Source organism: Pseudomonas sp. FBCC-B35 (assembly GCF_059133755.1).
The window spans coordinates 1,607,420-1,627,428 of the sequence record NZ_CP101439.1 but is presented as its reverse complement, the minus strand read 5'-3'; the positions used below and the strand labels follow the sequence as shown (position 1 = coordinate 1,627,428).

Below are 20,009 nucleotides of genomic sequence, written 5' to 3'. Positions count from 1 at the left end.
CAGGCTTTGCTAGCTATCGTAACGGCGTGCCCGTCTCTACCGCCTGTCCTGCCCATGGAGACACCATGATGGACAGTGCCTTACCCTTCTGCGAGGCGCTTAGGGGTTTTCGCGAGAGGGCCCAGAAGCGCCTCAACAGAGCAGAGGACTGCTTGCAGCATCTTGAGCTCATCGAAAATGACCCTGATGCCTGCAGGTGCCTGGACGCCGCGTTAAGCGACTTGGCACACGACGCACAGCGTTTGGGGCTGCTTGAAGTAGCCCACTTCACGACCTCCGTTCAGCAGATACTGGCCCCCTGTTGCCAAGGCGCGTGCCTGCATCGCGCAACGCTGCGCATTACGGCTGCGTGCCTGAGGCTCCTGGCCTGGCAGCTCGAGCTGCTGGACACGCACACGGGGCGGCTGGACCTGGACGCTGGAGAGCAATTTGTGTTGCTCGGCGAACTGGCCAATGCGGCTCGACCTTCTCTGGCATTAGCCTGCGTCACAGATGAAGGCGCAGCGCTTGACTGTCAGCAGCCCGATCTCAGCGACAAGCCGTAGGGCAAATTGCCATCGCGCAGTTGCATGCCAGAAGTGCAACTTTGATGAAACTGAAAGTTGTAGCTTCGATTTACAAAGTTGTAGGAAATAGCCTCAACCAAGCAAGTCCGTCGGTGCCCGTACTAGTTCACCACAATAAGCTTTGCCTTGAGGAAGTCGTATTCGGCGGCGACCGCAGGAATTCGAGGTGGTAGTATGCCCCACCGAAACGCTTCAACTTGACGCAAGGTTGAATGAACACGTGGTCGAAAAAACATCGAAAGTACGGCGCAAAAGCCTCTGAGCAGTAATGTGCAAGGCCTCCATCAGCAATACTTCAGTGGCTCCCCTACCTATGTTCCCACGCTTGATGACCTCTTTTCGTTGCAGCGCCCCGTACACCAGTCTGTGCTGGGCCACGGCAGGCATCAGCGTGGTCTCCTGCCTCGCCTGCCTGGCGTTACACCTAGCCGAGCGACCTGTGCCCATCGGCCTGGTGTTGCTGCAACTGACCGCTGCCTTGGTCGCTGCCGTGCAACTGCGTAGGGAGGCGCGCTCGATCAGCTTGCGCCCTGCGGAACTCGCCGAGCGCCTGCTAAAAGTGCAAGAAGAGGAGCGCCAGCACCTGAGCAGGGAGCTTCATGACGACATCGGCCAACTGCTGACCGCTGCGAAATTGCAGTTGCAATGGCTGCAGCGACGAATGCCCGGGGATGTGCAGGGGCATTGCGATGCCTTGCATGCCACGCTGGACGATACGTTGAGCGCTGTGCGCGACGTTTCTGCCCTGCTCAACCCCCGTCAGTTGGCAAGCCTTGGCCTTGAGGCCAGCCTGCGCGCGCACTTGCTGCGCACTTTGGATGGCAGCGGCGTGCAGTGGAGCCTGTCTTGCAAGCAACGCCTTGGGGGCATTGGCGAAAATGTCGCAATGGCAGTGTTTCGCATCACCCAGGAGGCGGTGACCAATATGTTGCGTCACGCCGGAGCGCGCAACCTTGTCATCCACCTACAGCGTACCGAGCTGGGCCTGGCTTTATCGATCGAGGACGATGGCTGCGGCTTCAAGCCTGCCAGGCACCCGCACCTTGCCAGTCAGCGTGGGCTGGCTGGCATGCTGGAGCGGGTCACTGCCCTGAACGGCAGCCTGCAGATCACCAGCGATATTGGCCAGGGCACCCGGATCGAGGCCGTCTTCCCTTGGCCGCCCCGCAGCCGGCAACGCGCGGACCGAGTGGATACCCATGAACTGTAGATTGTTGCTTGTGGATGACCATTCGTTGATCAGAGCGGGCGTCCGCGCCCTGGTCAGTGACATACCCGGGTACGAGGTAATCGGCGAGGCCGACGATGGCGGGCAGTTGCTGGATCAGGCGCGAACCTTGATGCCTGACATCATCCTGCTGGACCTCTCCATGCGATCAACCAGCGGGCTGGACGCCCTCACCCAGCTCAATGCCAGCGGCAGCGCCTGCAAAGTGCTGATCCTCTCCATGCACACCGACCCTGAGCTGATCATGCGCGCCCTCGAGGGCGGTGCCCATGGGTATCTGCTCAAGGACACCAGCGCATCGGAGCTTGAGCAAGCGCTGCGCGCTGTGCGCAACGGGGAGCGCTACCTGAGCCCAGCCATTGCCCACACCGTCATCAATCAGGCTTTACGTCATACCAGGCCAGCCAGACGCCCGGCATGCGAGCGACACAACCTGACAGCCCGGCAGCTGGAGATTCTGCGCCTGATCGTGCGCGGCAAGTCTACCCGCGAAATCGCCAATGGATTGGGCTTGTCGATCAAGACGGTCGAAACCCATCGTTCGCAAGTGATGAAACGCTTGCAGATTCACGACGTCGCCGGACTGGTACTGTTTGCCGTGCGCGAGAAGATCATCAGCCTCGATGACTGAGCAATGGGCACCCTTGCGGCAGGTGCAGGCGCAAGGCCTTGGGACGCGCCTCGAAACGTAAGCTGTCCGCCTTGAGCGGTTCGCCGTCGAGGTTGATATCCAGGCCCTGTTGACTGTTGATCTCCACCCACGGCAATCGCGTCCGGATGAACAGACCATCGCCTGCCAGCAAATCGCGTAATGCACCGACCACTTCCTGCGGCTTGGGCAGGATCGCAACATCCAGCAACCCGTCATTGACCACCGCATCCGGACAAAGCTCCTGCCCTCCCCCGGCTTGGCGACCGTTGCCAATCCCCAGCGCCAGCAGCTCCCCTTGCCAATGGAAGTCAGGGCCTTTCAACTCGACCGAGGCAGCCTCCAGTTCGCTGAAGCGTGACAAGCCGGTGAACACATAGGCGGCGGCACCCATCAACTTCTTCAGGTCTTCGGATGTGCTGGCTGTGACCTGGCTACCAAAGCCGCCGGTCGCCATGTTCAGGAACAGCTGCTCGCCCACTTGCCCAAGATCGACTTCCTGGGCCGGCTCATTGAGCAGCGCCAGCGCCTGGGCAGGCTCAAGCGCAATACCGGCCGCCTTGGCGAAGTCGTTGGCGGTTCCAAGCGGCAGCAAGACGAGGCTGGCTTCGGTGCCCGCGAGCCCCATGGCTTCGGCCACGTCCCGCAAGGTGCCATCACCACCGCCGGCGACGATGTGGCTGTATCCAGCGGCAAGTGCCTCCTTGACCAAGCGCTGGGCATCACCGCCCTCCCAGGTCACACGCACGTCCAATGCCCAGCCAGTGTCGCGCAGGTCGTGCACGGCGGTACGTACGTCTTCGTTCATGGCTTGCTTGCCGTGCAGAATCAGCATTGCCTTGCGCGCTTGCATGTGGGTGTCTCCATAATTGACCATTTGCATCTTGACGCTCAGCCGTTACTAATTGTTGCACGGCCGTTCAAATATTGCGGCGCAGGGCTCGCGCACTGCAGCGAGCCTGCGCCACTGGCGCGCGTCAACCGAGGATGTCGCTGAAGGGGATGAAGGGTACAAGGTCACCCTTGCTGGGCGTAGTGCCCTCCTGCACCTCGACCAACCCATCGGCCCACACCGCGCTGCGCAACACGCCGGAGCTCTGGTTAGGGTACAGGCATACCCTGCCCTGCTCGATGCGCGCCCGCAGGTACTCACGCCGTGACCCGGCTTTGGGCCAATCGAAACCGGCGGGTAGGCACACGCGCAGGGGGGTGACATCGATCACGCCCTGGCGGCGCAACAAGTAGGGGCGCGCCAGCAGGCCGAACGTGACCAGTGTAGAGGCCGGATTACCGGGCAGGCCGATCACTGGCACGCCCTGGAAGTGACCGAAGGTCAACGGTTTGCCGGGTTTGATCGCCAGTTTCCACAAAGCCAGCTCACCGGCCTCGCGCAGGGCCGCGCCCAGATAATCGGCCTCGCCCACCGAGACGCCCCCTGTCGAGAGGATCAGGTCCACGCCTTGCAACTGAGCCAGGCTCGCGCGGGTGCGAGCCAGGTCATCAGGCAGGATACCGGCGTCGGTGACGTCGCATCCCAGGCGCTGCAACCAACTGACCAGCAAGCGACGGTTGCTGTTGTAGATTTGCCCAGGCCCCAACGGCAGCCCTGGCTCGACCAGCTCATCCCCGGTCGACAGCACCGCCACCCGCACCTTGCGTACCACATCGAGCTGTCCATAACCCAGGGTGGCGGCCAAGCCCAACTCGATTGGCCCAAGACGCGTGCCGGCGTCGAGCACCTGCTCGCCCTTGCGGGTTTCCTGACCTTGAGGACGAATGTTCTGCAGCGCCTTGAGGGGCTGCAAGAACTCCACATGGCCATTGGCGTGAACCTGGGTGTTTTCCTGCATTTCCACGCAGTCGGCGCCTTCGGGAACCGGTGCACCCGTGAAGATCCGCGCACAGGTGCCAGGCTGCAGTGGCTCAGGTGCGTGCCCGGCGAAGATTCTCTGACTGACGGGCAGCGGCGCCCCCTGCCAGTCGGACCGGCGCAGCGCATAGCCGTCCATTGCGCTATTGGGCCAGGGCGGCAGGTCGAGCGAAGCCACTAGGGCAGTGGCCAGCACACGGCCGTGTGCCTCGGCAAGCGGCACGTGCTCGGTCTCGCGAATCGGCGCGGCATCGGCCAAAGCCAGCAATTGCTCAAGGGCCTGCTCCACCGGCATCAGTGGCCTGGGCTGCACGGCCTCAGCCACGGCTTTCACAGGCCGCCGCCTGCTTCAGATGGGCGACGAAGTTGCAGGGACGGTGCCGTGCATCGAGCTGTTCGGCAAGGATACCGTCCCAACCGGTGCGCACCGCATTGGTCGAGCCAGGCAGGCAACACACCAGGGTACCGTTGGCCAGCCCTGCCAGTGCCCGCGATTGCACAGTCGAGGTACCGATATCCGCCACGGAGATCTGTCTGAACAGCTCGCCAAAGCCGTCGACCTGCTTGTCGAGCAGGCAAGTGACCGCCTCGGGCGTACTGTCACGTCCGGTAAAACCGGTACCGCCGGTGATGAGCACCACCTGCACGCTGTCGTCGGCGATCCAGGTCGCGACCTGGGCGCGGATTTTGTAGAGATCATCCTTGAGCAGCACGCGCTGGGCGAGCCGGTGGCCTGCCGCTGTCAGCCGGTCAACGAAGACCTGGCCCGACGAATCGTTATCGAATGTGCGCGTGTCGCTGACCGTGAGCACTGCGATGTTGAGGGGAACGAACGGGGTGTCTGCCGAGGCTTTCATAGGTATCCGTCACTGGTAATGGCAATGACGGCAGTTATATCACAGGGCACTCCCGCCGGCGTGCGGGAGCGCTGCCTGCACTGGATTGCGTCAAGCGAATGCCGTTATGCTGCACGCGCAAGGAACTTGCACTAACGTCCCGCGTCTTAACAGTCATCTTGCACCATCGCACTGGAGAAACACGATGATCAAACGGACCCTTCCCGCCTTCATGCTCGCCCTGGGCCTGGCTGCCCTGGCCGGCTGCTCGACCCCAACCGTCATCACCTTGAACGACGGTCGCGAAATCCAGGCGGTGGACAAGCCGTCCTATGATGAAGATTCCGGCTTCTACGAGTTCGAGCAGCTCGATGGCAAGCGCATGCGTCTGAATAAAGACCAGATTCGCACCGTCAAAGAACTCTGATAGCCCATCCGACCTGGCCAAAGCTTCGTTCTTTTACAAGGACTTGCGGGCGAATTTCGGATGCAGTAGGATTTTGTTCATCGGAGTGTAGCGCAGCCAGGTAGCGCGTCTCGTTCGGGACGAGAAGGCCGCAGGTTCGAATCCTGTCTCTCCGACCAAATCCTTTTGAAAACCCGCCTTGTGCGGGTTTTTTGTTACTCACGGTTCAGGCTCGTACCTGCAACCTGCATCAGTCGGCTAGCCCTTCAGGCTGACGTGAATTGCAGCGCCGCCAGCCGTGCATACAAAGGGCTGGTTTCTATCAGCTCACTGTGGGTACCAATGGCCACCACTTTGCCCTGGTCGACCACGGCAATGCGGTCGGCGTGCTGTACCGTGGCCAGACGGTGCGCAATCACCACTGTCGTCCGCCCTGCCATCAGGCGCGGCAAAGCTTGCTGGATCAGGTGCTCACTGTGAGCGTCGAGCGCGCTGGTCGCCTCGTCAAGCAGCAGGATCGGCGCATCCACCAGCAACGCACGGGCGATCGCCAACCGTTGGCGCTGCCCACCCGATAAACCCACCCCGCCCTCCCCCAGGCGAGTCTGGTAGCCCTCTGGCAACTGGCGTATGAACGAGTCGGCATGGGCTGCGCGCGCTGCAGCTTCGATGTCGGCCAGGCAAGCGTCAGGGCGTCCATAGCTAATGTTGTCCGCCACTGTCCCCCGAAACAGTGCCGGTTGCTGTGCGACCAGTGCAAACTGCTGGCGAAGGTGGTCGGGGTCGAGCTGGTCGATGGGTTGATCATCGAGCAGAATCTGCCCGTGCTGGGGGTCATAGAAGCGCAGAAGCAAGTCGAACAGGGTGGATTTACCTGCACCGGAAGGGCCGACCAATGCAAGCGTCTGGCCTGCCTGGATGACCAGGCTCAGGTCATCGATAGCCTTGTGCTCGGGTCGCGACGGATAGGCAAACACCACGTGCTGAAACGCCAGGCAGCCCCGTGCACGGCCTCCCGCCAGCTGCCGCCCACTGGACGGGGCCAGAATCTGGCTTTGCGCTGCCAGTAATTCGGCTATACGCTCTGCTGCCCCAGCAGCGCGCTGGAGCTCGCCAATCACTTCGCTGAGTGTGCCGAACGCACTGCCCACCACCAGGCTGTAGAACACGAACGCCGCCAACTCACCCCCCGACATGCGCCCGGCGATGACGTCCATGCCGCCGACCCACAGCATGGTGCCGATAGCGCCCAGTACCAGCACGATCACCACGGTGATCAGCCAGGCCCGCTGCGCGATGCGCTGGCGGGCCACTGTAAATGCCGACTCCACCGTATCGGCGAACAGTGCCCGGTCATGGGCTTGATGGGTGTAGGCCTGCACGGTCTTGATCTGGCCCAGGGTCTCGGCCACGTAGCTACCCACGTCTGCCACCCGGTCCTGGCTCTGGCGTGAGAGGCTGCGCACACGGCGACCGAACAGCAGGATCGGGGCCAGCACCACCGGCAATGCCACGACCACGATGCTGGTCAGCTTGGGGTTGGTGATGAACAGCAAGGCGACACCGCCCACCACCATGAGCGCATTACGCAGGAACATGGAGAGGGAAGAGCCAATCACCGATTGCAGCAACGTGGTGTCGGCCGTCAACCGAGACTGAATTTCCGAGCTGCGGTTGTCTTCGAAAAAACCAGGGTGGAGCTCGAGCAGATGGTCGAAAACAGCGCGACGAATGTCCGCCACGCACCGCTCACCTATCCAGGAGACGAGGTAGAACCGGCTGAAGGTCCCTGCCGCCAGGGCCAACACCAGCAGCAGGAAGAGCCCAAGTGTCTGGTTGAGCTGATGGACAGAACCGGTCATGAACCCCTGATCCACCAGCAGGCGGATGCCCTGCCCCATGGACAAGGTAATGCCGGCGGTCACCACCAGTGCCAGCAAGGCCATCACCAGGCGCCGCCAATACGGACGAACAAAATGCCAGCCAAGGCGCAAAGCGCGGCTAGGGCGCGGAGTTGTAGAGGCCATGGATCTGCTCACGAAGGCGGAACGTGCAGCCTACCATTCATGCCGCAGAACGGAACTGTCCGGTGCTGCTATAGCCTATTGTTCTAACCGCGCTCTGGCACTTTTTCGCCATCTCTGGTGGACTAAGGCCCTGCCCCAGGTTGCGCCGTACCCGCGTCGACGATCTGCCAGGCGCAAGGTTGACCCCAGTCGTCATTTGAAGAGGAGACCCTGCATGAGCTTGCACCATGACCGCGAACACCACACGCCCCGTCACGCACCGTCGCCCCAGGCAAGCGGCGCCCTGATCGACGCCCAAGGGCGGGAGGTGCCGATCACCGAGCAAATGATCCAGCAGGCCTGCAAGGCCTTGGAAGAAAGCCGGGTCGAGCGCTCGCAGAAAAACTGATCACCCCATTCCTGACCCGGCGCTCGCGCCGGGTTTTTTATGCATGCTGCTCTGCCCTGGGGCTGCATCCGAGCGTCAGACCCTCTTGGCTCCCAGGGCGTCAATCAGCCGCGCGAGCTCGGGCGAGCTCCCACGGATGCGCACGGACAGTCCTTCGATCTCACGGCGCGACGGATAATGTTTGCGCAACGCGTCGAAAGCGGCACGTTGCTGCTGCACGTCTTCGCTCAGGCTACGGCGGAAATCGGCATCATCGCGGCGCGGATCGTAGATGGCGCGGCACAGCATCGCCAGTGCCCATTGCAGATCGACCTCGGCATCCAATTCGATCTGCGCCACGGGTGGACGCGGTAACAGGTCGGCAAGTTGAATGACCTCATTCACGCCCAGATGTTGACACAACGCGCGGTAGATCTGGGCGGTGCCACGCTGACGGCCATCGAGGCTATAGCCGGCGATGTGGGGGGTAGCAACGGTACACAGGTCTGCCAGCTGCAAGTCGACCTGGGGCTCGCCTTCCCACACGTCCAGCACCGCGTGCAGGTCATCGCGCTGCTGCAGGAGCGTTCGTAACGCGCCATTGTCCACCACCGCCCCTCGACTGGCGTTGATGAGCCAGGCGCCGGGGCGCAGTTTCGCCAGTTCCGCAGGGCCTAACAGATGCCAGGTCGGGTACTGGCCACCGCGCTCGAGGGGCGTGTGGAGGCTGATGACGTCGCAGGCTTGCAGGAGCGTATCGAGTTCGACGTAATCACCGCCTTCAGCGGCCTGGCGCAGTGGATCGCAGACCATCACCTTCCACCCCAAGGCGCGCAGCACGCTCACCAACCGCCCGCCTACTTGGCCTGCACCCACCACACCGTAGACGCGCTCGGGCAGCGATGCACCCTCAAGGTCAGCGAGGGTCAGCAGGCTACCCAGCACATAGTCCACCACACCCCGGGCGTTGCAACCGGGGGCACTGCTCCAGCGGATACCCACTTGGTCGAAGTAGTCGAGGTCAAGGTGATCGGTGCCGATGGTGCAGGTGCCAACGAACTGCACGCGACTGCCTTCGAGCAGGTGCCGATCGACCTTGGTCACGGAGCGGACCAGCAGGATGTCGGCCTCCCGGACGCTAGCGGCGTCGAGGCTACGCCCAGGATAGCGACGAATCTCGCCAAACCCTTGGAAGAAGGCATCGAGCAAAGGGATGTTTTCGTCGGCAACTATCAGCATGGCGCTCTCCTGTCTGGGGAACGCAGTGTAGGCTCAACGCCGAGCGTGTTCCAGAGCGGCTCAGTCGGCTTTCTTGCGGATCCAGTAGAGGAAGGTGCCGGCGTCTTCCTGTTGTTCCAGCAGTTGGTGGCCCAGGAAGTTACAGAACTTGGGGATGTCGCGTCGGGTCGAGGGGTCGGTGGCGATGACTTTCAACAGACCGCCGGCGGCGAGGTCACGCACGTGTTGGTGCAGCATCATCACCGGCTCCGGGCAGTTGAGGCCGGTGGCGTCGAGGGTGGCATCGGGGGTGAGGTCGGTCATGAAGGGCTCCGCAAATGATGGGTATTGTGGCGCATTCTAGGGACGCGGGCCAAGTGGGGCTGTCGGGGCACCCGCCGGTTCAGGGGCGCCTGACCGGGCTTGAGGGGGGCGCGGTGGCCTCAAGCGTTCAGCTTCGCACCTGATATTGCCAGGGCCGCTGCGCGCCCCATCGCGGCACGAGGCCGCTCCCACGCAGGATTCGTTGGCTTTGGAGTACGGTGCAAGGCGGACGCTCCATGCATAATGGGACAGTTGCCGAAGTTTATAAGATGCATGTTGTATGGCATTACCCGTTCACTCAACTCCTTCTTTTGATAGATCACGGCCCTGACATTACAGCTCATGCTATCGGCCAGAATGAAATGCTCGATGCGTGTTGCTGTTGCTGTTGCTGTTGCTGTTGCTGTTGCTGTTGCTGTTGCTGTTGCTGTTGCTGTTGATCTTGATCTTGATCTTGATCTTCGCGACTTCAGAAGGCCGAACGCAGGGCTTGCGGAGGGAGGTGACAGGCATGGATGCCTGTCAAGCGCTGGGCCCCAGGATGGGGCCTGCAGCGCGGTCCTCCCGGGAGCAAGCCCGGAGTGAGGGAACCCCGAAGCGCAGCGTAGGGGCCGTATGAACGGAGCGCAGCCTTTTTTGGTTACTTTTTGTGGCGTTTGACAAAAAGTAACTCGCCGTAAGGGCGAAAAGGTGATTAAGCGTCGCCATCGCAAATGGACTATGCGCTCTATCAATACCCACACCAACCCAATCAAACTTCAAACTTCAAAGCGTGGGCGCATACAGCAAGTTGGTATTCATTGGCGCGGGTGGCGCACAGTCACCCTTCCGCCCTTACGGCGGCTCACTTTTTGTCTTGTCAAAAAGTAAGCAAAAACCGCCTGCTCCTATCATCCGGCCCCTACGCTACGCTCCGGGGTTCCCTCGCTCCGGGCTTGCTCCCGGGAGGACCGCGCTGCAGGCCCCATCCTGGGGCCCAGCGCTTGACGGGCATCCATGCCCGTCACCTCCCTCCGCAAGCCCTGCGCTCGGCCTCCTGAAGTCGCGATCTGTGTTGCCTGGACTACCGCGCGCTTAGAAGCAAAAGCCAAAGCAACGGCAACGGCAACGGCAACGGCAACGGCAACGGCAACGGCAACGGCAACGGCAACGGCAACGGCACGAGTCGGCCTGCTATCCAGCCTAATGTCAATTTAGTTGAAGGCAGTACAGGCTACAACTGACTCAACCTCCCAGGCCAGCCAGACCCTCACCGCCCCTTCAAATCAACCCGCCGCAAATGACACGTCACCTCCTCCCGATCGTGATACAGCTGCTTGCACGCAATCTGCACCCTCACCTTCCGGGCTTTGAACGTCGCCTCCATGCGATCGAGCAACCGCCGCACCTCAGCATACCGCTGCTTCATCGGCAGCTTCAGGTTCACCACCGCCTCGCGGCACAACCCCTCCCCCAACCACGTCTCGATCAACGCCGTCGTCCGGGCCGGTTTCTCGACGATGTCGCACACCATCCAATCCACCGGGTGCTTGGGCTGCCACGTAAAGCCATCGGCCATCAAATGCTGGACCAGCCCCGTGTCCATCAGGCTCTCGGCCATCGGGCCATTGTCGATGGCCGTTACCAGCATACCGCGCCGTACCAGCTGGTACGTCCACCCACCCGGCGACGCACCCAGGTCGACACCGGTCATGTCATCGCCCAACCGCTGCTCCCATTGCTCGCGTGGGATGAACTGATGCCAGGCCTCCTCTAGCTTCAAGGTCGAGCGACTGGGCGCTTCACGCGGGAATTTCAAGCGGGGAATGCCCATCGGCCACAATGCACTGTTGTCAGCCAGAGCCTGACCGACGAACACCCGGCGGCCACTGATGAACGTCAGCAACAGACGCGGGCGACTCGAGTCGTCCACCAGGCGACCGGCCTTTTCCAGCGCCTTGCGCAACGGCGCTTCGAACTTGCGGCAGAACGTCGACAACTCCTTGCCCTCGTTGCTGTCGAGCACCTCCAGCCACAGGCTGCCGAACACCGGCTGGTCCGCCAAGTGCGCCAACAATACGCTGATGCGATCGCTCTCGGGCAGCTCGATGAACGCGCCACGCGCCCACTGCCTTGGGAAAATCAGCTGATTGAACCGCACCGCGTGCATCAACCGATCGGCACCGCCTTGCTCGCTGCAGACGAACTCGGCGCTGGCGCTGCCAGGCTTGCCTTTGGCATAGCCGGCAATTCCCAGGCGAGCGGCATGTTCACTGATTTCGGCGCACACCTCACCCTCGAAGCCGGGCCGGCAATGCATGAACAGGGTTTCCATCTCTTACTCCACTACGGCTGGCGCGACACAGGCGCCGGCAGGGCGGCGATGATAAAGGAAGATCGGAACCTGGGACATGCCCCGCTGGTCCAGAAAAGGGTCAGGTCAGGCAAACAGGACTAACCTGACCATTCAGTCGGACCCGTGCCGTGCGGGCCTGTACACAGCGGTGCTACCGGCAGCCCTTCAAGACGTTGCCGGGCACCGGCTCAGAAGGAGTTGGCAATGCCCTCGCTCGATAGCCTGAATACCCTCACGTCGCTCGATGTCGGTGACAAGACCTATCACTATTTCAGCTTGCCGAAAGCTGCTCGACAGCTCGGCGACCTGCAGCAATTGCCCATGTCGCTGAAGGTGCTGCTGGAGAACCTGCTGCGCTGGGAGGACGGCAAGACCGTCACCGGTGAAGACCTGCAAGCATTGGCCCAGTGGCTTGTTGAAAAGCGCTCAGACCGTGAAATCCAGTACCGCCCCGCGCGGGTACTGATGCAAGACTTCACCGGCGTGCCTGCGGTGGTGGACCTCGCCGCCATGCGCGCGGCCATGGCCAAAGCGGGCGGCGACCCCCAGCGCATCAACCCGCTATCGCCCGTGGACCTGGTGATCGACCACTCCGTGATGGTTGATCGATACGGTACACCGCAGGCCTTCGGCGAGAACGTCGACATCGAGATGCAGCGCAATGGTGAGCGCTATGCGTTCCTGCGTTGGGGCCAGAGTGCCTTCGACAATTTCAGTGTGGTACCGCCTGGAACTGGCATCTGCCACCAGGTGAACCTCGAATACCTGGGGCGGACCGTGTGGACCCGCGAAGCCGACGGCCACACCTATGCCTTCCCGGACACCCTGGTCGGCACCGACTCCCACACCACCATGATCAATGGCCTGGGCGTGCTGGGCTGGGGCGTGGGCGGCATCGAGGCGGAGGCTGCCATGCTAGGCCAGCCGGTGTCGATGCTGATCCCACAGGTCATCGGCTTCAAGCTCACGGGCAAGCTGCGCGAAGGCATCACCGCCACCGACCTTGTCCTGACGGTCACCCAGATGCTGCGCAAGAAAGGCGTGGTCGGTAAGTTCGTGGAGTTTTATGGTGACGGTCTGGCCGAGCTGCCCTTGGCTGACCGCGCCACCCTCGCCAACATGGCTCCAGAGTACGGTGCGACCTGTGGTTTCTTCCCGGTTGATCAAGTGACGCTGGATTACCTGCGCCTGTCGGGTCGCCCTGAAGCGACCGTGCAACTGGTCGAGGCCTATTGCAAGGCCCAGGGGTTGTGGCGCCTACCTGGCCAGGAGCCTACCTTCAGTGACACGCTGGCGCTGGACATGAATGACGTCGAATCCAGCCTGGCGGGCCCCAAGCGCCCACAAGACCGGGTTGCGTTGGCCCAGGTCAAGCAGGCCTTCGAGCAGTTCGTCGAGCTGCAACCCAAACCTGCCGCCAAGGAAGTCGGCAGGCTCGAGAGCGAGGGCGGAGGGGGCGTTGCCGTGGGCAATGCCGATCAGGCGGGCGAAGCCGACTACAGCCATCAAGGCCAGACCCATACGCTGCGCGACGGGGCCGTGGTCATTGCGGCCATCACCTCCTGCACCAACACCTCCAATCCCAGTGTGATGATGGCGGCTGGGCTTGTGGCCAAAAAAGCCCTCGAGAAAGGTTTGCAGCGCAAGCCATGGGTTAAAAGCTCGCTGGCACCGGGGTCCAAGGTAGTCACCGAATACTTCGACGCGGCCGGTCTCACGCCCTACCTCGATGAGCTCGGGTTCGACCTGGTCGGTTATGGCTGCACCACCTGCATCGGCAACTCAGGTCCGCTGGACGAGCCTATCGAAAACGCCATCAGCAGCGCCGACTTGACCGTCGCCTCGGTATTGTCCGGCAACCGCAACTTCGAAGGCCGCGTGCATCCACTGGTCAAAACCAATTGGCTCGCCTCACCGCCCCTGGTCGTGGCTTATGCACTGGCTGGCAGCGTGAAAGTCGACCTGACACACGACCCACTGGGCACTGACAAGCAGGGGCAGCCGGTCTATCTGAAGGATATATGGCCTAGCCAGCAAGAGGTGGCCGAGGCTGTGGCCAAGGTGAGCACAGCCATGTTCCACAAGGAATATGCCGAAGTGTTCGCAGGCGACGAGCAATGGCAGGCTATCGAAGTGCCACAGGCTGCCACGTACGTGTGGCAACCGGACTCGACCTACATTCAACACCCGCCTTTCTTCGAAGGCATCGAAGGACCGGCGCCGCGGATCACCGATATCCACAGCGCCCGCATCCTGGCCCTGCTGGGCGACTCGGTGACGACCGACCACATCTCTCCGGCCGGCAACATCAAGGCCGATAGCCCTGCGGGTCGTTACCTGCGCGAAAAGGGCGTGGAGCCTCGCGATTTCAATTCCTACGGGTCACGGCGCGGCAACCATGAAGTCATGATGCGCGGTACGTTCGCCAACATTCGCATCCGCAACGAGATGCTTGCAGGCGAAGAAGGCGGCAATACCGTGCATGTGCCAAGCGGCGAGAAGCTGTCGATCTACGACGCCGCCATGCGCTATCAGGAGCAAGACACGCCCCTGGTCGTGATCGCCGGCCAGGAATACGGCACAGGCTCCAGCCGCGACTGGGCTGCCAAGGGCACGAACTTGCTTGGCGTTAAAGCAGTGCTGGCCGAAAGTTTCGAGCGTATTCACCGCTCCAACCTGGTTGGCATGGGCGTGCTGCCGTTGCAGTTCAAGGCAGGCCAGGATCGTAAACAGCTTGGCCTGACAGGCAGAGAGCAGATCGATATCACTGGCCTGGAGGGGACGGCCATTGTGCCGGGCATGAGCCTGGCACTGACCATCACCCGCGAAGACGGCACGAAGGAGCAGATCGAAGTGCTCTGCCGGATCGACACCCTCAATGAAGTCGAGTACTTCAAGGCGGGTGGGATCCTGCACTATGTGCTGCGTCAGTTGATCGCCGCGTAGGCCCCGCGAGGGTGCCAGTCTGCGCGCAGGCTGGCACCCTCTTCCCAAGCGGGCATTGCTAGCCCATGCCACCTCAAGGTACTCATGTAGAACCCCGTGCGAACCAACGGCGAGCAACTGCCAGTAGCTCACCCGTACCTGCCATGCACTGCCATGGATCAACCCCTGTAAATATCCCCTCAATAATCCGCGCACCGTGCCGATACCAGTCCAAAGCCCTGCGGACATCCTAGCCATGCGCAACAACCAGCCCATTACCCAGAGAGAACGGACTTTCCCTGCCAAGCAGCGGTTGATTTCCACCACCAATGCCAAAGGTGTGATCACTTACTGCAACGATGCCTTCATCGAAATCAGTGGTTTCACCCGCGACGAATTGATGGGCGCAGCGCACAACCTGGTGCGTCATCCTGATGTGCCGCCCGCCGTGTTTGCTCACATGTGGCAGACCCTCAAGCAGGGCCAGCCCTGGATGGGCATCGTCAAGAACCGCTGCAAGTCGGGTGACCACTATTGGGTCAACGCGTATGTCACACCGATTTTCGACAACAACCAAGTCGTCGGCTTCGAGTCGGTGCGCGTCAAGCCCACCGCTGAGCAGATTCGTCGTGCCGAGGCCCTGTACCTGCGTATCAACCAAGGTAAACCGGCAGTACCGCGGCGTGACCGGTGGCTCCCCATCTTGCAGGACTGGTTGCCCTTCATCCTGATCAGCCAGATCGGCTTCCTGATCGGCAACTGGCTTGGACACTCATGGGGCTTTGCCTTGGCAGCAGCGTTATCTGTCCCCCTGGGCCTGCTTGGGCTGACCTGGCAACAACGTGGGCTCAAGCGCTTGTTGCGCCTGGCCGAGCAGACCACGTCCGATCCGCTGATTGCGCAGATGTATACCGACAGCCGCGGCGTGCAGGCGCGCCTGGAAATGGCCATGCTCAGCCAGGATGCCCGGATGAAGACCTGCCTGACACGGTTGCAGGATAGCGCCGAGCATCTGAGCGATCAGGCCCGTCAGTCCGACGAGCTGGCGCATATGAGTTCATCAGGCCTGGAACGCCAGCGCGTGGAAACCGAGCAGGTCGCTGCCGCAGTGAACCAGATGGCTGCTACCACCCAGGAGGTGGCCAACCATGTGCAACGCACCGCCGATGCGACCCAGCAGGCCAATCGCTTGACTGGCCAGGGCCGTCAAATTGCCGGAGAGACGCGCGCAGCCATCGAACGCCTGTCGGCGGCCGTTGGAGAAACTGGGCAGACCGTGACGCAATTGGCCAAGGACAGTGACGAGATCGGCGGTGTGGTCGATGTCATCAAAGGCATTGCCGACCAGACCAACCTGCTGGCGTTGAACGCCGCCATCGAAGCGGCACGGGCAGGCGAAATGGGCCGGGGCTTTGCCGTGGTTGCCGACGAAGTGCGGCAGCTGGCCCAGCGCACGGCTGAGTCGACCGGGCAGATTCACGGCCTGATCGCCAAGCTCCAGCAAACCGCCAGCAACGCCGTGACGACCATGGAAAGTGGTCACCGCCAGGCCCAGGAGGGTGTCGATCGGGTGATGCAGGCTGACGAGGCGCTAGTGGGCATCAGTGAAGCTGTGGCGAACATCACCGACATGGCCACGCAAATTGCCGCTGCGACCGAGGAGCAGACTGCGGTAGCCGACGAGATCAGCCGCAACATCAGTACCATTGCCGACCTGGCCGACCAGACGGCCGAACAGGCACAGCATTCGGCGGTGTTGAGCGAGGCCCTCAACAGCACGGCGGGTAGTCAATATTCACTGGTAGAGCGTTTCAACCGCTAGACCTGACAGCCTGCGAGGGGTCGGCATCGCCGGCCCCTCGTATTGACCAACGCTACCAATCAAGCCGCAGTTGGGTTTCGAAATGGCGAGTTTGCCCGGTCAACGGGTCATCGAAGCGCAGACTTTGCGCCAACAGTTTCAGCGGCCGTTGATAGTCATCCTGACCCTCGAGCAATGACGGATAGAACGGATCATTGCTGATGCCCGCCCCCAGCGCAGCCATGTGCACCCGCAGCTGGTGCGTCTTGCCCGTGATGGGCGAGAGCTCATACCGCCACTGCTCCCCGTTCTTTTCCAATACGCGGGCGTGCGTCTCGCTGTTGGTCGGCCCCTGCACCTCATGCATGCGAAAGAACGGCTCTGCGTGTTCCAGGCGGCTGCGGTGCACCAATGGAAACACGTGTTGCTCGAGGGGGGCAGCAATGGCCTGGTAGCGTTTATCGATCCGCCGCTCTGGAAACAAGCGTTGGTAAGCGCTGCGTGACTCAGGGTTGGCTGAAAACAGTACCAGCCCGGCGGTGTGCCGATCGATACGGTGCAGGGGCACTAGGTGCGGATTGTCCAGACGATGAATGAGACGGCGTAGCAAGGTCTGCTCCACGTACTCACCCCCCGGCGTTACCGGCAGAAAATGGGGTTTGTCAGCCACCACCAGGTGGTCGTCCACATGCAGTATCGCTTCCTGCACGGGAATCACCCGCTCGTTCGGCACCTCGCGAAAATAGTGCAGGCGCAGGCCGCGCTTATAGGGATGATTTGCCGAAATGGCCTGGCCGTCGGCGCTCAGCACACGCCCCCGGGCAAAACGGTCCACCCACTGGCTACGGTCGATGGCCTTGAAGTGATCGCACAGGCAATCGAGCACCGTAGCCCATTGACCTGGGGGCAGACATACCGTGCTGGCTTGCAGTCGGGCGGGGTCGAATGAGGTCATCGTTGGGCTCGGAACCTGGCTTGGCGGCGTATTATCCTTCAAGCCCCGCCGATCAGCCAGCCTGGGCCAGCGACTCGCTGCGCGCCTTGAGCCAGCGCAGCACCTGAACAGGCTCCCAGCGGCTGGGGTCGTACAGAGCATACACCAGCCCTTCATAACCCACCACATCCAGCCCTCGGTGATAGCCAGCCCGCTGAAACAGCGCCTCGACCTCGGCGAAGCAGGTATTGAAATGCACCTTGCCGAAAGGCGTGCGATCATCGGTGACCAGGCCTTCAAACCGAAGCTCCAGGACAGCGTCGGCCACCCTGTCGACGGGCATCCGGTTGACGCTGTACTTCAATTGCTCGACGTTGAGCATGGGCTCACCCTAATACTGTATTTATGTACAGCATACGAATATCCTTCCGTTGCCGTCAATCGATGTCATACCAGCCCAGGCAGGTAACCGTCCCCCCCGCGCAAGGTGAGTACCTGTCGGCGTGGTACGCCATGGGTCACGGACAGATGCACCCATTTGTCGAATTCCAGTATGAGCTGATCGAATGCGATCGGGCTTGTGCTTATCCGGCGCGCCGTGTCCCTGGGGGATAGCCCGCTGACCGTAAAATCAGCGGCAAGCCCTTGCAGGTGCTGACTACTGGCGGCGCCACCCACTAGCCGATTGAGGTGCTCGCTGCGATAGCCGCTGCTGATGATGATCGGCGCCGCGAGCAATCTGCGCACCTGCTCAAGGGTGGTGCAGAGCATTCGAAGGTTGTCGATGACCGGTTGCGGTGGGGTGTTGTCCAAACCTTCCCGAGCGGCGACCCGAGAAATGATCATTTCATCGAGCGTAAAATGTGGAGTGAGCAACATGGCATAGAGGTCCGATGGCGATTGGCGAGGTCGGCACCAGAGGCTTGGTAGGTGCCTGGACGCGATCATCGGACAGGCGCCCGCTGCAATGGAGCAGGGTCACGGCTCCTATAGAGGGTTGATTACCTCAGGAAGGCCGCTACTTGATCGGCATCGAACGGCCAGGCTAATTCAGCCTCGTTATCGCAGCGGCGCAGGACGGGGATGACGAGACCGTAGCGTTCAAATAGCGCTTCGCTCTCGGCGATGTCGACCAACTCGACCAGTAACCCATGGTCGACGAAAGGCATCAGCACGGCCTCCGCCACCTCGCACAGGTGGCATCCCAAGGTGCTGAACAGCTGGCATTCTGGCAACATGACACGCATCCCCAATGGCTTTCGCAGGTCATTATTCTAGGCCGCACTGCCGATGCCTGCACCTCTAGCCTGTCAGTCCTGGCTTGTGGCGCCTATGCGATGCAAGGACAGGTCAGCCCCTTCGAACTCCTGTTCGTGACTGAGTCGCAACCCCAGCACCTTGCGGATCGCGCCGTAGACCGCCAGGCCGCCGATCAGTGCCACCCCTACCCCGGTCAACGTTCCCAATAGTTGACTCCAGACGCTGACCCCACCCAAGCCACCCATCCAGACCTGACCAAAAACGCCGCAGGCGATACCGCCCCACACCCCACACAACCCATGCAGGGGCCAGACACCCAGGACATCGTCGATCTTCCAGCGATTCTGCGCAGCGGTGAATGCCCATACGAACAACGCTCCCGCCACCAGACCCGTAGTCAGCGCGCCCACGGGATGCATGAGGTCGGAGCCTGCACAAATGGCGACCAGCCCGGCCAGCGGGCCGTTGTGCAGGAAACCCGGGTCGTTGCGACCGACCAGCAAGGCGGCCAAGGTGCCGCCGACCATGGCCATCAAAGAATTGATAGCGACCAGGCCGCTGATGCCCTGCAAGGTTTGCGCACTCATCACGTTGAAGCCGAACCAGCCGATGATCAGTATCCAGGAGCCCAAGGCCAGAAAAGGGATACTCGATGGCGCGAACGCGACCAATCGCCCTTCACGGTAACGCCCGCGCCTGGGGCCCAGCAGCAGGACCGCAGCCAGTGCCAGCCAGCCGCCCATGGCATGCACCACTACCGAGCCGGCAAAATCATGGAACGGCGCTCCAAAGTGCTCATGCAACCACCCTTGGACACCGAAGTTGCCATTCCACACCATCCCCTCGAAAAACGGATACACCAATGCCACGATCAACGCCGTGGCGCACAGTTGCGGTGCAAAGCGCGCTCGCTCCGCGATCCCGCCCGAGATGATCGCCGGTATAGCCGCTGCAAACGTCAGGAGGAAAAAGCATTTGACCAGGCTGTAGCCGTTATCGATAGCCAGCGTGGCAGCAGGCTGAAAAAACTCGACCCCGTAGGCTACCCAATAACCGATGAAGAAATAGGCAATTGCCGACACGGCAAAATCGCTCAGAATCTTCGACAGTGCGTTGACTTGATTCTTGTAGCGCACGGTGCCGACTTCAAGAAACGCGAAGCCGGCGTGCATGGCGAGCACCAGAATGGCGCCTACCAGAATGAACAACGTGTTAGCACCGTTGACCTGAGACTGCATCGCGCTTGATGTCATATCCATGAAG

Annotated in this window: 20 protein-coding genes and 1 tRNA gene; 8 read left to right on the top strand and 13 right to left on the bottom strand. The window is 61.7% G+C overall.

All coding sequences use genetic code 11. From position 1 onward, the window contains the following. The first annotated feature begins 65 nt into the window (after positions 1–65). The 3 genes from NMB38_RS07275 to NMB38_RS07265 all read left to right on the top strand — a co-directional run bounded on the left by NMB38_RS07275 (position 66) and on the right by NMB38_RS07265 (position 2,425). Positions 66–545 carry a histidine kinase gene (locus tag NMB38_RS07275; protein ID WP_111475696.1) on the top strand — a complete coding sequence of 160 codons (480 nt, stop codon included), beginning with the start codon at positions 66–68 and terminating at the stop codon, positions 543–545. Between the two features lie 334 nt (positions 546–879). After that, on the top strand, positions 880–1,776 hold the full coding sequence (locus NMB38_RS07270; protein WP_028687368.1) for a sensor histidine kinase: 897 nt from the start codon (positions 880–882) through the stop codon (positions 1,774–1,776). After that, complete coding sequence (locus NMB38_RS07265) at positions 1,766–2,425, top strand: response regulator (RefSeq protein WP_027915099.1); 660 nt, start codon at positions 1,766–1,768, stop codon at positions 2,423–2,425. Before NMB38_RS07270 ends, NMB38_RS07265 begins: the two co-directional genes overlap by 11 nt. Here the strand turns inward: NMB38_RS07265 and yegS are convergent. The 3 genes from yegS to moaB all read right to left on the bottom strand — a co-directional run bounded on the left by yegS (position 2,409) and on the right by moaB (position 5,170). Beyond that, positions 2,409–3,296, bottom strand: coding sequence for a lipid kinase YegS (gene yegS / locus NMB38_RS07260; protein ID WP_027915100.1), 888 nt, complete (start codon positions 3,294–3,296; stop codon positions 2,409–2,411). The genes NMB38_RS07265 and yegS overlap by 17 nt on opposite strands. 124 nt (positions 3,297–3,420) lie before the next feature. Further along, positions 3,421–4,647, bottom strand: a complete 1,227-nt coding sequence (locus tag NMB38_RS07255) for a molybdopterin molybdotransferase MoeA (protein WP_049696310.1) — start codon at positions 4,645–4,647, stop codon at positions 3,421–3,423. After that, on the bottom strand, positions 4,631–5,170 hold the full coding sequence (gene moaB / locus NMB38_RS07250; protein ID WP_023534262.1) for a molybdenum cofactor biosynthesis protein B: 540 nt from the start codon (positions 5,168–5,170) through the stop codon (positions 4,631–4,633). The genes NMB38_RS07255 and moaB overlap by 17 nt, the downstream gene beginning before the upstream one ends. Positions 5,171–5,354: 184 nt before the next feature. Here moaB and NMB38_RS07245 point away from each other — a divergent pair, with 184 nt between their 5' ends. Both NMB38_RS07245 and NMB38_RS07240 read left to right on the top strand, forming a co-directional pair. Then, on the top strand, positions 5,355–5,576 hold the full coding sequence (locus NMB38_RS07245; protein ID WP_023534255.1) for a YgdI/YgdR family lipoprotein: 222 nt from the start codon (positions 5,355–5,357) through the stop codon (positions 5,574–5,576). An 81-nt stretch (positions 5,577–5,657) separates the two neighbouring features. Further along, a tRNA-Pro gene (locus NMB38_RS07240) sits at positions 5,658–5,734 on the top strand. An 87-nt stretch (positions 5,735–5,821) separates the two neighbouring features. Here NMB38_RS07240 and NMB38_RS07235 read toward each other — a convergent pair. Continuing rightward, positions 5,822–7,582, bottom strand: coding sequence for an ABC transporter transmembrane domain-containing protein (locus tag NMB38_RS07235; protein ID WP_033695066.1), 1,761 nt, complete (start codon positions 7,580–7,582; stop codon positions 5,822–5,824). A gap of 214 nt (positions 7,583–7,796) precedes the next feature. On the opposite strand from NMB38_RS07235, the gene NMB38_RS07230 reads away from it, so the two are divergent. Continuing rightward, positions 7,797–7,970: a PA1571 family protein gene (locus NMB38_RS07230; RefSeq protein ID WP_165919263.1), complete on the top strand. Its 174-nt coding sequence runs from the start codon at positions 7,797–7,799 to the stop codon at positions 7,968–7,970. A gap of 75 nt (positions 7,971–8,045) precedes the next feature. On the opposite strand, the gene pdxB is transcribed toward NMB38_RS07230, so the two are convergent. The 4 genes from pdxB to rlmM form a co-directional block, all read right to left on the bottom strand. Next, entirely contained in the window at positions 8,046–9,188 is a 1,143-nt protein-coding gene (gene pdxB, locus NMB38_RS07225; protein WP_490806027.1) for a 4-phosphoerythronate dehydrogenase PdxB, read from the bottom strand. A gap of 60 nt (positions 9,189–9,248) precedes the next feature. Continuing rightward, on the bottom strand, positions 9,249–9,491 hold the full coding sequence (gene tusA, locus NMB38_RS07220; RefSeq protein ID WP_023534172.1) for a sulfurtransferase TusA: 243 nt from the start codon (positions 9,489–9,491) through the stop codon (positions 9,249–9,251). 345 nt (positions 9,492–9,836) lie between these two features. Further along, a complete protein-coding gene (locus NMB38_RS07215; protein ID WP_494354932.1) occupies positions 9,837–10,004 on the bottom strand; it encodes a hypothetical protein in 168 nt (55 codons plus the stop codon). 736 nt (positions 10,005–10,740) lie between these two features. Continuing rightward, entirely contained in the window at positions 10,741–11,805 is a 1,065-nt protein-coding gene (gene rlmM / locus NMB38_RS07210) for a 23S rRNA (cytidine(2498)-2'-O)-methyltransferase RlmM (RefSeq protein ID WP_027916560.1), read from the bottom strand. A 225-nt stretch (positions 11,806–12,030) separates the two neighbouring features. On the opposite strand from rlmM, the gene acnA reads away from it, so the two are divergent. Beyond that, positions 12,031–14,772, top strand: coding sequence for an aconitate hydratase AcnA (gene acnA, locus NMB38_RS07205; RefSeq protein ID WP_104926023.1), 2,742 nt, complete (start codon positions 12,031–12,033; stop codon positions 14,770–14,772). A 235-nt stretch (positions 14,773–15,007) separates the two neighbouring features. Beyond that, on the top strand, positions 15,008–16,573 hold the full coding sequence (locus NMB38_RS07200) for a methyl-accepting chemotaxis protein (RefSeq protein WP_027916558.1): 1,566 nt from the start codon (positions 15,008–15,010) through the stop codon (positions 16,571–16,573). 52 nt (positions 16,574–16,625) lie between these two features. On the opposite strand, the gene NMB38_RS07195 is transcribed toward NMB38_RS07200, so the two are convergent. The 5 genes from NMB38_RS07195 to NMB38_RS07175 form a co-directional block, all read right to left on the bottom strand. Continuing rightward, positions 16,626–17,507: a pseudouridine synthase gene (locus NMB38_RS07195; RefSeq protein ID WP_028688163.1), complete on the bottom strand. Its 882-nt coding sequence runs from the start codon at positions 17,505–17,507 to the stop codon at positions 16,626–16,628. A gap of 52 nt (positions 17,508–17,559) precedes the next feature. Beyond that, positions 17,560–17,868 carry a hypothetical protein gene (locus NMB38_RS07190; RefSeq protein WP_027916556.1) on the bottom strand — a complete coding sequence of 103 codons (309 nt, stop codon included), beginning with the start codon at positions 17,866–17,868 and terminating at the stop codon, positions 17,560–17,562. A gap of 65 nt (positions 17,869–17,933) precedes the next feature. Next, a complete protein-coding gene (locus NMB38_RS07185; RefSeq protein ID WP_027916555.1) occupies positions 17,934–18,365 on the bottom strand; it encodes a D-Ala-D-Ala carboxypeptidase family metallohydrolase in 432 nt (143 codons plus the stop codon). Between the two features lie 122 nt (positions 18,366–18,487). Next, on the bottom strand, positions 18,488–18,724 hold the full coding sequence (locus NMB38_RS07180; protein WP_027916554.1) for a glutaredoxin family protein: 237 nt from the start codon (positions 18,722–18,724) through the stop codon (positions 18,488–18,490). A 72-nt stretch (positions 18,725–18,796) separates the two neighbouring features. Further along, positions 18,797–20,005, bottom strand: a complete 1,209-nt coding sequence (locus NMB38_RS07175; protein WP_028688162.1) for an ammonium transporter — start codon at positions 20,003–20,005, stop codon at positions 18,797–18,799. Between the last annotated feature and the right edge of the window lie 4 nt (positions 20,006–20,009).